Source organism: Roseateles chitinivorans (genome assembly GCF_050632145.1).
Taxonomy (GTDB): domain Bacteria; phylum Pseudomonadota; class Gammaproteobacteria; order Burkholderiales; family Burkholderiaceae_C; genus Roseateles; species Roseateles chitinivorans_B.
In genome coordinates this window covers 1,719,547-1,732,934 of the sequence record NZ_CP192577.1, presented here as the reverse complement: position 1 = coordinate 1,732,934, position 13,388 = coordinate 1,719,547, and the positions used below count along the sequence as shown (strand labels likewise).

9 protein-coding genes and 3 pseudogenes are annotated in these 13,388 nt (G+C 67.1%); 2 read left to right on the top strand and 10 right to left on the bottom strand.

All coding sequences use genetic code 11. From position 1 onward, the window contains the following. Window positions 1-76: 76 nt before the first annotated feature. The 6 genes and pseudogenes from ACQ86G_RS07985 to recA all read right to left on the bottom strand — a co-directional run. A pseudogene (locus tag ACQ86G_RS07985) lies at window positions 77-850 on the bottom strand (serine/threonine-protein kinase); the annotation flags it as partial. A 114-nt stretch (window positions 851-964) separates the two neighbouring features. Continuing rightward, entirely contained in the window at window positions 965-1,696 is a 732-nt protein-coding gene (locus tag ACQ86G_RS07980; RefSeq protein WP_431260085.1) for a TerC family protein, read from the bottom strand. Window positions 1,697-1,887: 191 nt separating this feature from the next. Beyond that, a pseudogene (gene sucD, locus ACQ86G_RS07975) lies at window positions 1,888-2,780 on the bottom strand (succinate--CoA ligase subunit alpha). Between the two features lie 27 nt (window positions 2,781-2,807). Next, window positions 2,808-3,968, bottom strand: coding sequence for an ADP-forming succinate--CoA ligase subunit beta (gene sucC / locus ACQ86G_RS07970; RefSeq protein WP_088408663.1), 1,161 nt, complete (start codon window positions 3,966-3,968; stop codon window positions 2,808-2,810). Between the two features lie 445 nt (window positions 3,969-4,413). Further along, window positions 4,414-4,980, bottom strand: coding sequence for a regulatory protein RecX (locus ACQ86G_RS07965; protein WP_431260084.1), 567 nt, complete (start codon window positions 4,978-4,980; stop codon window positions 4,414-4,416). 15 nt (window positions 4,981-4,995) lie between these two features. Continuing rightward, window positions 4,996-6,042, bottom strand: a complete 1,047-nt coding sequence (gene recA / locus ACQ86G_RS07960; protein ID WP_431260083.1) for a recombinase RecA — start codon at window positions 6,040-6,042, stop codon at window positions 4,996-4,998. Window positions 6,043-6,357: 315 nt separating this feature from the next. Here recA and ACQ86G_RS07955 point away from each other — a divergent pair, with 315 nt between their 5' ends. Continuing rightward, window positions 6,358-7,029: a response regulator gene (locus ACQ86G_RS07955; RefSeq protein WP_067280662.1), complete on the top strand. Its 672-nt coding sequence runs from the start codon at window positions 6,358-6,360 to the stop codon at window positions 7,027-7,029. An 8-nt stretch (window positions 7,030-7,037) separates the two neighbouring features. Then, window positions 7,038-8,543, top strand: a complete 1,506-nt coding sequence (locus ACQ86G_RS07950) for a sensor histidine kinase (protein ID WP_431260082.1) — start codon at window positions 7,038-7,040, stop codon at window positions 8,541-8,543. A 16-nt stretch (window positions 8,544-8,559) separates the two neighbouring features. Here ACQ86G_RS07950 and rodA read toward each other — a convergent pair whose 3' ends face one another. The 4 genes and pseudogenes from rodA to mreC form a co-directional block, all read right to left on the bottom strand. After that, entirely contained in the window at window positions 8,560-9,714 is a 1,155-nt protein-coding gene (gene rodA, locus ACQ86G_RS07945; protein WP_431260081.1) for a rod shape-determining protein RodA, read from the bottom strand. Then, window positions 9,711-11,818 (bottom strand): annotated as a pseudogene (gene mrdA, locus ACQ86G_RS07940) (penicillin-binding protein 2). The gene rodA and the pseudogene mrdA overlap by 4 nt, the downstream one beginning before the upstream one ends. Window positions 11,819-11,840: 22 nt before the next feature. After that, window positions 11,841-12,362: a rod shape-determining protein MreD gene (gene mreD, locus ACQ86G_RS07935; RefSeq protein WP_431260080.1), complete on the bottom strand. Its 522-nt coding sequence runs from the start codon at window positions 12,360-12,362 to the stop codon at window positions 11,841-11,843. Continuing rightward, a complete protein-coding gene (mreC, locus tag ACQ86G_RS07930; protein ID WP_431260079.1) occupies window positions 12,359-13,339 on the bottom strand; it encodes a rod shape-determining protein MreC in 981 nt (326 codons plus the stop codon). Before mreC ends, mreD begins: the two co-directional genes overlap by 4 nt. Window positions 13,340-13,388: the final 49 nt, after the last annotated feature.

Below are 13,388 nucleotides of genomic sequence, written 5' to 3'. Positions count from 1 at the left end.
CCAGTTCCACCGGAATCTGGCTCAACACCGACTCCAGATCCTGTGCCAGCGTGTCGCCGCGCTGATATCGAAGTTCCGGACGCTTTTCCAGTGACAGCGCCACGACCATCGCCAGCGACTCCGGCAGTTCTGGCCGGAGCCGGCGAACATCCGGCGCTGGCTGATTCATGATCTGGTGCATCAACGTGGCCATCGATTCGGTCTGGTGCGGCAGATGGCCGGTCAGAAGCTGGAACAGCATGGCGCCCAACGAGTAGAGGTCGCTGCGACCGTCTACCTGCAGGCCTGCCAGTTGCTCTGGCGACATGTAGGACGGAGTACCCAGGACCAGTCCCGTCCGTGTCCTGCTGCCGTCCGCGACGCGCGCGATCCCGAAGTCCATGATCTTCACGCTGCCGGACTCCCGCTCCAGCATGACGTTGGCAGGCTTGATGTCCCGGTGGACCACGCCATGGCCGTGAGCGTACTGGAGCGCCCGTCCAAGGCGAGCACCCAGCAGCAGCACGTCGCGCAGGGGCAGCAGTTGACCGGGTCGCGTGTGGTGACTCAGGTCCTGCCCGACGACATATTCCATCGCGATCCAGGTTTCGCCGGCGCATTCGCCCGCGTCCAGGACGCGCAGGATGTCGGGATGATCCAGATGTCGGGCCGCGCTCGCTTCCCGCATGAAGCGGTCCCGGACGTCGATCAGATCCTCCGGTGCGAATTCGCGTTGCAGCGCCAGGCGCTTGATCGCGACGGTCCGGCCGCTGCGGCGATCGACGGCGCGGTGCACGACCGCCATCGCACCGCGGCCGACTTCATCGCCGATCTCGTAATCGTCAAGCGCTACGCCGGCCTCCCGCGGCATCGGCAGTGTCGTCGGCTGGGTATCGGACGCACCCAGCCCCTGGTCGTCAGACGCGCCCCGGCCCAGCAGTCGCTTCAGGAAGCCGGAGGCGCTCATGACATGGCGGGCCTTTCGTCAGGCTTGCGCCGGCCGGCGCGCGGCCAGCAGCTTGCCGACGAGCAGGACGAACAACGCGCCGCCCACACCCAGCGCGTAATACACCTGCGGCAGCACTTCCGTCGTGCCGGGTTTGCTGCCCGGCTGCATCGGCACCCAGCTGTTGAGCGCCGGATCGGTCACCAGCATCGTGCCGGCGATCCACCCCAGCAGCATCGCGCCAAGCGTGATCACGATCGGGAACTTGTCCATCAACTTGATCACCAGCTGGCTGCCCCAGACGATGATGGGGATCGACACCAGCAGGCCGAAGATCACCAGCGGCATCTGATGCTGGCCACCCGCACCTTCGGCGGCGCCTGCGATGGCGATGACGTTGTCCAGGCTCATCACGAAGTCCGCAATGATGACGGTCTTCACTGCACCCCAGAGCTTGTCACTCGCTTCCATCTTCGCGTGATCGTCCTCGGCCTCCGGGATCAGGAGCTTGATGCCGATCCACAGCAGCAGCACCCCGCCGACCAGCTTCAGGAATGGCAGCTTGAGCAGCGTCAGCGCGAAGAAGATCAGCACGACGCGCAACACGATGGCACCGGCGGTACCCCAGAGGATGCCTTTGGTGCGCAGATTGGGCGGCAGCTTGCGGCAGGCAAGCGCGATGACGACGGCGTTGTCGCCGCCGAGAAGGATGTCGATCAGGATGATCTGGCCGACGGCGAGCCAGAACTCGGGGCTGGTGAGCATGTCCATGTGGGGGAACCCGCGCCGGGCCTCGCGCAACGAGGGCCCAGTCTAAAGCGTTGGAGGGGCAAACGAAGGAAGGGGCCCATCGGGCCCTTCCTTGGTTCGAGGGGTGCGGCGGATTGTCCGCGCCCGCCCCCGGAACCGCAGTGCGTGAAATTACGCAGCAACGGCTTCCAGCATCAGGTTTTTCCTGCTACTTACAGCAGGCCTTTCAGCAGCTTGCCCATTTCCGACGGGTTGCGCGTCACGGTGAAACCGCACTCTTCCATGATGGCGAGCTTGGCATCGGCCGTGTCGGCACCACCCGAGATCAGCGCGCCGGCATGGCCCATGCGCTTTCCGGGGGCGCGGTCACGCCGGCGATGAAGCCGACCACCGGCTTCTTCATGTTGGCCTTGCACCAACGGGCGGCTTCCGCCTCGTCCGGTCCGCCGATCTCGCCGATCATGATGACGGCATCGGTGTCCGGATCGTCGTTGAAAGCCTGCATCACGTCGATGTGCTTCAGGCCGTTGATCGGGTCACCGCCGATGCCGACGGCCGAGGACTGGCCCAGACCGATTTCGGTCAGCTGCGCCACCGCTTCATAGGTCAGCGTACCCGAGCGCGAGACCACGCCGATGCGACCCTTGCGATGGATGTGACCAGGCATGATGCCGATCTTGATCTCGTCGGGCGTGATCAGGCCGGGGCAGTTCGGGCCCAGCAGCAGCGTCTTCTTGCCGCCGGCCAGTTCCTTGGCGCGCATCTTGTTGCGCACTTCCAGCATGTCGCGGACGGGGATGCCTTCCGTGATGCAGATCGCCAGGTCCAGGTCGGCCTCGACGGCTTCCCAGATCGCGGCAGCGGCGCCGGCGGGCGGCACGTAGATCACCGACACGGTCGCGCCGGTCTGGGCAGCGGCTTCCTTCACGGTGCCGTAGATGGGGATGTCCGAGAACTTCTCGCCCGCCTTCTTCGGGTTCACGCCGGCAACGAACGCGTTCTTGCCGTTGGCGTAGGCCTGGCAGCCCAGGGTGTGGAACTGACCGGTCTTGCCCGTGATGCCCTGGGTGATGACCTTGGTGTCCTTGTTGATGTAGATGCTCATGTCGTATTCCTTGGCTGGGTCTGCGGCTTACTTGACGGCGGCGACGATCTTGGTCGCGGCTTCGGCCATGGTGTCGGCGGCGATGATGGGCAGGCCGGACTCGGCCAGCATCTTCTTGCCCAGCTCCTCGTTGGTGCCCTTCATGCGGACGACCAGCGGCACGCTCAGGTTGACGGCCTTGCAGGCCGTGATGACGCCTTCGGCGATGGTGTCGCACTTCATGATGCCGCCGAAGATGTTCACGAGGATGCCCTTCACCTCGGGGTTCTTCAGCATGATCTTGAAGGCTTCGGTGACCTTCTCGGCCGTGGCGCCACCGCCGACGTCCAGGAAGTTGGCCGGCTCGCCGCCGAACAGCTTGATGGTGTCCATCGTGGCCATGGCCAGACCGGCACCGTTCACCAGGCAGCCGATGTTGCCGTCCAGCGAGATGTAGGCCAGGTCGAACTTGGAAGCTTCGATCTCGGCCGCGTCTTCTTCGTCCAGGTCGCGGTAGGCGACGATTTCCGGGTGACGGAACAGGGCGTTGGCGTCGAAGTTGAACTTGGCGTCCAGGGCGACCAGGTTGCCCTTGGAATCACAGTTCAGCGGGTTGATTTCAACCAGCGACGCGTCCGTGTCCATGTAGCACTTGTACAGCTTGGCGAACAGGTCGACGGCCTGGTCCACCGAAGCGCCGCTCAGGCCGATGGCCGCGGCGATCTTCTTCGACTGTTCGGTCGTGATGCCGGTCAGCGGGTCGATGTACTCGGTGATGATCTTCTCGGGGGTCGAGTGGGCGACTTCCTCGATGTCCATGCCGCCTTCGCTCGACGCGATGAAGGCCACCTTCTGCGTGCCACGGTCGGTCACCAGCGAGATGTACAGCTCGTTCTTGATGTCCGCGCCTTCTTCGATGTACAGGCGGCGGACCTTCTGGCCGACCGGGCCGGTCTGGTGCGTGACCAGCTGCATGCCCAGGATCTGCTCGGACAGCGCCTTCACGTCGTCCAGGCTCTTGCCCAGCTTGACGCCGCCGCCCTTGCCGCGACCGCCGGCGTGGATCTGCGCCTTGACCACCCAGACCGGGCCGCCCAGCTTCTGCGCGGCTTCGACCGCCTCTTGCACCGTGAACGCGGGAATGCCGCGCGGCACCGGCACGCCGAACTGGCGCAGGATTTCCTTGCCCTGGTACTCGTGAATCTTCATAGGGAGGTCTCGCTTGATGGATGAATCAGGAAGAAGCAGCCAGTGCCGCGGACGCTCCGCGATACCAGCTTGGAGAGGAGGTTTGCAACGCCGGATTCAGCCGGATCCCCGCAGCAGGACACCCGTCGTCGCGGCCATAGGACCGCACGTCGACGGAGCGACGAGGATGCGGTGGATGGCGCTCGGGGAGGCGGAGGAAGACATAAAACCGATGCAAACACGCGAAAACACGCCCGCGGACGAACGCCGGCGGGCTGTTTTGCGAAGCCGAAAATGTAGCATGCTGCGTTGCATCAAGCCCTTGGCGCGGTTGAGACGCGCACCGGCGTTGGCTTGTCAGCGCGTCGCAAGGTGCTCGTGACGCACGAAGTTTCGGGGAGTTTCAGGCGCTGTCGCTCTTTCAGGCGGCAAAACCCAGCGTCGAACCCGAGTTCCTCGCCAAGCCTCACGCGTCGTCGTCGCTGCCCGCAGCAACCCGACGGATCGCGCGGCGCGCGAGGTCCCCGCCGAAACCCCGTCCGATGAGAAAGCGAAGACGCTTGGCGAGCGCCGCGGTGTCGATGGCCGGGCCGTCGCCGAACTTGCGTCTGAGCAGGTCGCAGGCGCGATCGAGCTCACCGGCCGCGAGCGTCGAACGCTGCTCCGCATCCAAGGACAGCCCATGCTGGGCGAGCTCCTGCTCGATGCGCCGCTGGCCGAAACGCTGCGAGCGCATATGGATGCGGGATTCGACGAATCGCGACTCGTCGAGGTATCCGTTGGCCGTCAGCCAGTCGAGCACGGCGTCGACCTCGGGGGTGAGGTCCGGCGACTCACCGTCCTCGGCGAACTCATCGCGAGAAGCCTCTGCGCCTTCGACGGTTGCTGCAGCTTGCCGGTCGCGCGCGATGCGCAGCAGCTTGCGCCGCAACTCCATCGCGCTGTGCTCGCGCTGCGCGAGCAGCGCCACGGCACGCGCCTTCAGCGACAGCGGTTGCGAGGCACGGCCCCGCCGACCGTCGGGCGGGGTCATGCGAACGCCCCGCGCTTACTCGGCGTCGCCGCCGGGGGCGGCGCCCAGCAGCGGGATGCCCAGCGAGTCGCGGATCTTGTTCTCGATCTCGACCGCCAGATCCGCGTTCTCACGCAGGAACTCACGCGCGTTGTCCTTGCCCTGGCCGATCTTCTCGCCGCCGTAGGCGTACCAGGAGCCGGCCTTCTCGACGATCTTGTTGGCCACGCCCATGTCGATGATCTCGCCCTCGCGGCTGATGCCCTCGCCGTAGAGGATGTCGAACTCCGCCGTCTTGAACGGCGGCGCGACCTTGTTCTTGACGACCTTGACCTTGGTCTCGGAGCCGATGACTTCCTCGCCCTTCTTGATCGAACCGATGCGGCGGATGTCCAGGCGCACCGAGGCGTAGAACTTCAGCGCATTGCCACCGGTGGTCGTTTCCGGGCTGCCGAACATCACGCCGATCTTCATCCGGATCTGGTTGATGAAGACGACGGTGCAGTTGGTCTTCTTGATGGTCGCGGTCAGCTTGCGCAGTGCCTGGCTCATCAGGCGGGCCTGCAGGCCGGGCAGCGAGTCACCCATCTCGCCTTCGAGTTCCGCCTTCGGCGTCAGCGCGGCGACCGAGTCGATGACGATCAGGTCCACCGAGCCGGAGCGCACCAGCGAGTCCACGATCTCCAGGGCCTGCTCGCCGGTGTCGGGCTGGCTGATCAGCAGTTCCTGCAGGTTGACGCCCAGCTTCTGCGCGTACTGGACGTCCAGCGCGTGCTCCGCGTCGATGAAGGCGCACACGCCGTCCAGCTTCTGCATCTGGGCGATGACCTGCAGCGTCAGCGTGGTCTTGCCCGAGGATTCCGGGCCGTAGATCTCGACCACGCGGCCGCGCGGCAGACCGCCGACGCCCAACGCGATGTCCAGGCCCAGCGAGCCGGTGGAGACGACCTGGATGTCCTCGATCTTCTCGCCTTCGGCCAGCCGCATGATGGAGCCCTTGCCGAACTGCTTTTCGATCTGGGCGAGGGCGGCCTGAAGGGCCTTGGCTTTTTCGGTGTTGGCGTTCTTCACGGGGGCGTCCATGCAATCTTCTCCTGTTGGCTGCGACGGATTATGGCGCAATCTGTATATCTGTACAGTAGTTTGTCGAACCGGCCGACCCGCTGTGCGGGGCCGGTATCGGGTTGATGCAGCCATCTTAGGCATCAGGTAGCTCACTGGATGAGCCAATACCGGTCATTCACACTTCTTTCCGCCATGGGTGGGAGTCACCCCCGCGAACCTGTCGCCGGCCTGACCTGACACCCCCGACAACCGCTAGGCGGACGCCTCGGAAACGCCTAGGGAACACCAGCAGGCCGCTCCCTAGAATGTCTCCATAACCAGAGGGGACGACACATGCGCATCTTGATCGCCGAAGACGACCAGGTCCTGGCCGACGGCCTGCTGCGCTCGTTGCGGGCGTCGGGTTGCGCCGTCGATCAAGTCGGCAGCGGCAGCGAGGCCGATGCGGCCCTCGCCTCCCACGAATTCGACCTCCTGATCCTCGACCTCGGTCTTCCGAAACTGCATGGCCTGGAGGTGCTCCGACGCTTGCGGGCGCGCGGCTCGTCCGTGCCGGTGCTGATCCTGACCGCCGCGGACAGCATCGAGGAACGCGTCAAAGGACTGGACCTCGGTGCCGACGACTACATGGCCAAGCCGTTCTCGCTGCAGGAGCTCGAAGCCCGCGTGCGCGCGCTCACCCGCCGCGGTCTGGGCACCGCGTCGAGCGTGATCCGCCATGGTCCGTTGACCTTCGATGCGACGGGACGTGTCGCCTACATCAACGAGCAGATGGTGGAGCTGTCGGCACGCGAGCTGTCGTTGCTGGAGGTGCTGCTGCAGCGCGCCGGACGTCTCGTCAGCAAGGACCAGCTGGTCGAGCGGCTGTGCGAGTGGGGCGAGGAAGTCAGCAACAACGCGATCGAGGTCTACATCCACCGGCTGCGCAAGAAGATCGAACAGGGGCCGATCCGCATCGCCACGGTGCGCGGATTGGGCTATTGCCTTGAGAAGATTCCCGGCTGAGCTGCCGCATGGCGGCTGATTCCTCCGGCCATCGCTCGCTGTTCGGCGAGATCCTCGACTGGATGCTCGCGCCGCTGCTGGTCATCTGGCCGATCAGCGTCGCGCTGACCTGGCTGGTGGCGCAGGGCATCGCCAACAAGCCGTACGACCGCGAACTCGACGAGATGGCGCGCACCCTCGGGCTGCAGGTCGTGACCGAACCGACGCCTGGCGATGCGATCTCCCGGCGCGGCCGCTCCCGGTACGCGCTCGCGCCCGAGGCGGCCGCCCTGCTCCGGGCAGACGAGTCCGACACCGTCTACTACCAGGTGCTGGGCCTGCGCGGCGAATTGCTGAGCGGAGACGCCCAACTGCCGGTGCCCGAGGTCGAGCCGCCGATCGTCCCCTGGGAGGTGAACCGTCGCTTCGACGAGATCAACAACGAGGCCGTGCGTGTGTCCTACCTCTGGGTGGTGCCGGAGGGGATGGCGGGCAGCGACCGGATGATGCTGGTGCAGGTCGCGGAGACATTGGGCAAGCGTTCCCGGCTCACCAACGAGATCATCAAGGGCGTGATCCTCCCGCAGTTCGTGATCCTGCCGCTGGCGGTGCTGCTCGTGTGGCTGGCGCTGGCACGCGGTATCGCGCCGCTGAACGACCTGCAACGACGCATCCGTTCGCGCGACAGTTCGGACCTGAGCCCCATCGACGAACAGCGCATCCCCGACGAGGTCGCGCCGCTGGTGCAGGCGATCAACGATCTGCTCGAGCGCCTCGACCAGTCGATCCGATCGCAGAAGCACTTCCTCGCCGACGCCGCCCATCAGTTGAAGACGCCGCTCGCCGGCCTGCGCACACAGGCGGAGCTCGCACAACGCGAGATCGACGAGGGCCGCAGCTCGCCAGCGGAGCTGCGCCGCTCGCTCAAGCAGATCGCGGTGTCCAGCCAGCGTGCCGCGCACATGGTCAACCAGCTGCTGGCGATGGCGCGCGCCGAGGACCAGGAACATGCCGCCCGGCGCAGCGAAGTGAACCTCGCCGTGCTGGCGATCGAGACCGTGCGGGACTTCGTGCCGCGCGCGATGGAAAAGCGGCTGGACCTCGGCTACGAAGGCCCCGAGGCGAGCCAGGCCGGACTGCGCGTCAACGGGCATCCGCTGCTGATCCGCGAACTGATCCGCAACCTCGTCGACAACGCGCTGCTCTACACGCCCAGCGGCGGCACGGTCACAGTGCGCGTGGTCGAGGACCCGTTCGGGCAGGTGTGCGTGCTGCAGGTGGAGGACTCAGGTCCCGGCATCGTCGAGTCCGAACGCGAGCAGATCTTCCAGCCGTTCTACCGGGCGCTGGGCACAAATGTCGACGGCTCCGGACTGGGGCTCGCGATCGTGCGCGAGATCGTCCAGCAGCACGAGGCCGAGATCGCGGTCGACGACACGCGGGCGCGCCGGCAGGCAGAGTCGGAAGGCGTCGGACCCGGAGCGCGCTTCACGGTCCGCTTTGCGGCGCATCCGTTGTCGAGCGCCGCATCCTGACCGTTCTGCCGCCTGATCAGCGCTGCGTCCCGCCCCGGCTCTTGGCGATCGACATCAGCATCCCCAGCGACAGGCCCAGCGTCACCATCGCGGTCCCCCCATACGAGATGAACGGCAGCGGCACGCCCACCACGGGCAGGATGCCGGTGACCATCCCCATGTTCACGAACACGTAGGTGAAGAAGCTCAGCGTGATCGCTCCCGCGAGCAGTCTCGAGAACAGCGTCGGCGCCTCATGCGCGATCGCGAGTCCGCGCAGGATCAGTGCGGTGAAGCCGATCAGCAGCCCCGCCGCCCCGATCAACCCGAATTCCTCGCCATAGGCGGCGAAGATGAAGTCGGTGGTCCGCTCCGGAATGAACTCCAGGTGGGTCTGCGTGCCCTTCATGAATCCCTTGCCGGTCACGCCGCCCGAGCCGATCGCGATCTCGCCCTGGATGATGTGGAAGCCCTTGCCCAGCGGGTCCTTCGTCGGGTCCAGCAGCGTGCAGACGCGGTCCTTCTGGTAGTCCTTCAGCACCACCCACTTCACGTCGGGCTGGCAGATCTGGTCCTCGCTGAACACCAGCGCCGTGATGCCCGCGCCGGCCAGCAGCATCGCCGGGATGATCAGCTTCCACGACAGCCCGGCAAAGAAGATCACATACAGGCCGGCGCCCAGCACCAGCAGCGATGTGCCCAGGTCCGGCTGCTTCGCGATCAGGCCGACCGGCACGACAAGCAGGATGAAAGCGGCGATGAAGTCGGGCAATCTCAGCTGCCCCTCCCGCTTCTGGAACCACCAGGCCAGCATCAGCGGCACGGCGATCTTCAGCAGCTCGGACGGCTGGATCTGCGTGCCAACGTACAGCCAGCGCGTCGCGCCCTTCTTCGTGATGCCGAACAACGCGACCGCGACCAGCAAGGTCACACCGATCGCGTACAGGGGCAGCGCGAGCTGCATCAACCGCTGCGGCGGCACCTGGGCGGTCACGAACAGCACGCCCATCGCCAGGCCCATGTTGCGCGCGTGATCGACGAAGCGGGTGCCGTGGTCGTAGCCCGCCGAATACATGCACATCAGGCCCAGCCCCATCAGCCAGGCCATGGCGAGCAGCAGCGGGATGTCGAACCCCTGGAACAGCGGCTTCACGCGCTGCAGCAGGCTGGGTTTGCTGAAGACGGCACTCATCGTGAGGCTCCCGGCGTGGGGCGTGGTACCGCTGCGGATGCGGCGGGCCGCGTGGTCGCCGTTGGCGGCATCGGCGAGGTCGGAGGCTTGGGCAACGCGGCGGGCGCGGACACCGACGCGGACGCCGCCGAACTCGCCGCCTCCGGCGCGCTGGCCGCGGCATTCGGCAGCGGGATGTCCTCGACGCGGCGCGGCGTGCCGATCGGCGCGCCGACCTGGCCGACCCGCACCTTGGCGATGTCCTCTTCGCTCGGGTAGGTGCCGGTGAGCACGTAGTCGTACACGCGGCGCGCGATCGGCGCCGCCGATTCGGATCCGAAGCCCGCGTTCTCGACGATCAGCGCCACGGCGATCGTCGGCGCCTGGTACGGCGCGAACGAGATGTACAAGGAATGGTCGCGCTTGCGCTCGTCCGCCTTGATGCTGCTGTAGGTCTGGCCGGCGCGCAGGCCGACGGCCTGGGCGGTTCCGGTCTTGCCGGCGCTTTGATACTGCGCGCCGGCGAACACCGCGCGCGACGTGCCCTCCAAAGTCACGTCGTGCATCGCATTGCGGATCACGTCCACGTCCGCCTTGCGCAGCGCCAGCGGCTCCAGCGCGTCGCTCGCGACGCGCCGCTGCGCATGCTTGACGACGTCCTCGATCTCGCGCACCAGGCGCGGCCGGTAGCGCTGGCCGCCGCTGGACAGCGTCGACATCGCCGTCGCCAGCTGCAGCATCGTGAAGTTGTTCTGGCCCTGGCCGATGCCCAGCGAGATCGTTTCGCCGGCGTACCACTTCTGCTGATCCGGCCGCTTGAACGCCCGGCGCTTCCACTCGGTGCTGGGCAGCAGGCCGGTGACCTCCCCTGCAGGTCGATCTCGGTCTTGCGACCGAAGCCGAACGGCTCGAGCTGGTCATGGATCATGTCCACGCCCATCTCGTTGGCCAGCGAATAGAAGTAGACGTTCGACGACGTCACGATCGCCAGTCGCATGTCCTTCGGACCCGCGCGGTCGCCGGTTGCGCTGCCGAACACCCGCCCGCCGAAGCTGAAGTTCAGGTTGTCCTGGATCACCACGTTGGCGGCGCGCTTGCCGGTGTTCAGCGCGGCCATCGCCATGTAGGGCTTGAAGGTCGAGCCCGGCGGATAGGTGCCGCGCAGCGCGCGGTTCAGCAGCGGCTTGTCGATGTCCTCGTTGAGCTCGCGCCAGCTGTCCGCGTCGATGCCGTCGACGAACAGGTTGGGGTCGAAGCTCGGCTTGGACACGAAGGCCAGGACCTCGCCGGTGCGCGGATCCATCGCCACCAGCGCGCCGCGTCGGTCGCCGTACAGGCGCTCCACCAACGCCTGCAGCTTGATGTCGATCGACAGGTGCAGCGTGTTGCCGGGCGTCGGCGGGCGGTTGCGCAACCGGCGCACCGCGCGTCCGCCGGCGCTCGTCTCCATTTCCTCGAAGCCGGTCTGGCCGTGCAGCTCGCGCTCGTACGCCTGCTCCAGGCCCAGCTTGCCGATGTACTCGGTGCCGCGGTAGTTGGCGACGTCCTCTTCGGACCAGTCGTCCATCGCCTTCTTCTCGGTCTGGTTGATGCGACCGATGTAGCCCAGCAGGTGCGCCCCGACATCGCCCAGCGGATAGTTGCGGAACAACCGCGCCTTGATGTCCACGCCCGGGAATCGGAAGCGTTGCGCGGCGAAACGGGCCACCTCGGTATCGGTCAGCTTCGTGCGGATCGGCAGTGACTCGAAGTTCTTGCTCTCCTCCATCAGGCGCTTGAACCGCCGGCGGTCGCGCTGCTGGATCTCGATGACGGCGGACAACGCGTCGATCGTGCGCTCGAGGTCGGGCACCTTCGACGGCGTGATCTCCAGCGTGTAGGCCGAGTAGTTGCTCGCGAGCACCACGCCGTTGCGGTCGACGATCAGGCCGCGGTTGGGCACGATGGGCACGACGGAGACACGGTTGGTCTCGGCGCGCTCGAGCAGCGTGTCGTGCTGCGTGATCTGCAGGTAGACGAGCCGCGCGACGAGCAGGCCGAAGCAGAACAGCACGAACGCGGCCGCGGCGAACAGCCGCAACCGGAAGCGGCTCAACTCCGCCTGGAGGTTCTTGATGACCGTCATCGCTGGCCCGATCACGGCGCGCTCAGAGCGGGCGGTGCGCGTCGGGATCCGGCGCGCGGCGCTGGGGCGCGAGCAGGAGCGCCGCGGCGATCGGCCACAACGCCGCCTGCAGCAGCGGCGCCAGCACGAGACTCCAGCCCGGCCACATGCCGCCCACGATCAGCCGGACGACCACGGCGATGGCCGTGGCGAGCACGAACAGCGGCAGCACATGCAACGCCTGCGCGCCCAGCGTGAACCACAGCAACCGGCGATGCAGCGCGACCGCGCCGAACGCGAGCAGGCTGTACGCCAACGCATGCTGCCCCAGCAGCGCGCCGTGATGCACGTCGATCATCAGGCCGAAGACGAAGGCCCAGCCGACGCCGACGCGGCGCGGCTGATGGACGTTCCAGAACACCAGCACCAGCGCCAGCACGTCCGGCATCCAGGGTTGCCGGCCGACGGGCACCATGTCGATCAGCAGGCCGACGACGAGGCTGAACGCGATGAACAGGGGGTTGGCGGGCAGCAGCAGCTGGCTTGCGCCACGGGGCATGATCATCGGGTGCCTCCTTTGGGCGCGGACGCGGCCGAAGCCGCGCGACCGCGCGCCGGCCTGCTGGCGGCTTCGGCGGCAGCGGCGATGGCCGCGCTGGCCGCTTCCTGCGCCGCCTCGGTGCGCGCCGATTCCTGCCCTTCCAGCGGCTCCAGCACCAGCACGTGACGCGCGCTGTCGGGCTGCGCAATCGGCGCCAGGCCGACACGTGCGAAGCTGGTATCGCCGCGGCGCTCCACCTCGGCGACCTTGGCCACCGGCAGGCCCGGCGGATAGAGCCCGTCCAGCCCCGAGGTCGCGAGCGCGTCGCCCGGCTTGATGTCGGCGTTGGCGGCGATGAAACGCAGCTCCATCACGCCGCGCTCGCCGCCGTAGGCGACGCCGCGCTGTTGCGTGCGGGTATTGAGCACGGGGATGGTGGCGTCGCGGTCGGTCAGCAGGGTCACCTCGGCGGACAGTGGATAGACCCGCGTCACCTGCCCGAGCACGCCGGCGTCGTTGACCACCGGCGCGCCCAGCCGCACGCCGCCATGGCCGCCGCGATCGATGATGATGCGGCGCGAGAACGGATCCGGCGCCTCGTAGAGCACCTCGGCCGCCAGACCCTTGACCGGCAGCGCCTCGCGCAGGTCGAGCAGCGCGCGCAACCGCGTGTTCTCGGCCTGCAGCTGCGCGGCGCGGCTCAGGATGACCGCCTGCGAGGCGAGTTGCTGCCGGGCCTGGTTCTCGGCCTCGGTGGCCTTCTCCATGCCGCGGGCGTAGTCGCCGGCCTGCTCCCAGGCATCGACGGGCGCCAGCAGCGCACGCTGCAGCGGATGCAGCGCGAGCGCCAACCCCGCGCGGGCAGGCGCCGTGACCTGGAAGCGGGAGTCCGCCACCATGAGGAACACCGCCAATGCCGCGCAGAAGGCCAGCTTCGTCAACGCGGACGGGCCTTCGCGGAACAGCGGCGGTGGATTGCGGTCGAGAGTGCCGAGAGGCATGGAGGTCTCAGCGAAGGAGAGTCAACGCAAAGCGGCCGTCCGAGGCCGC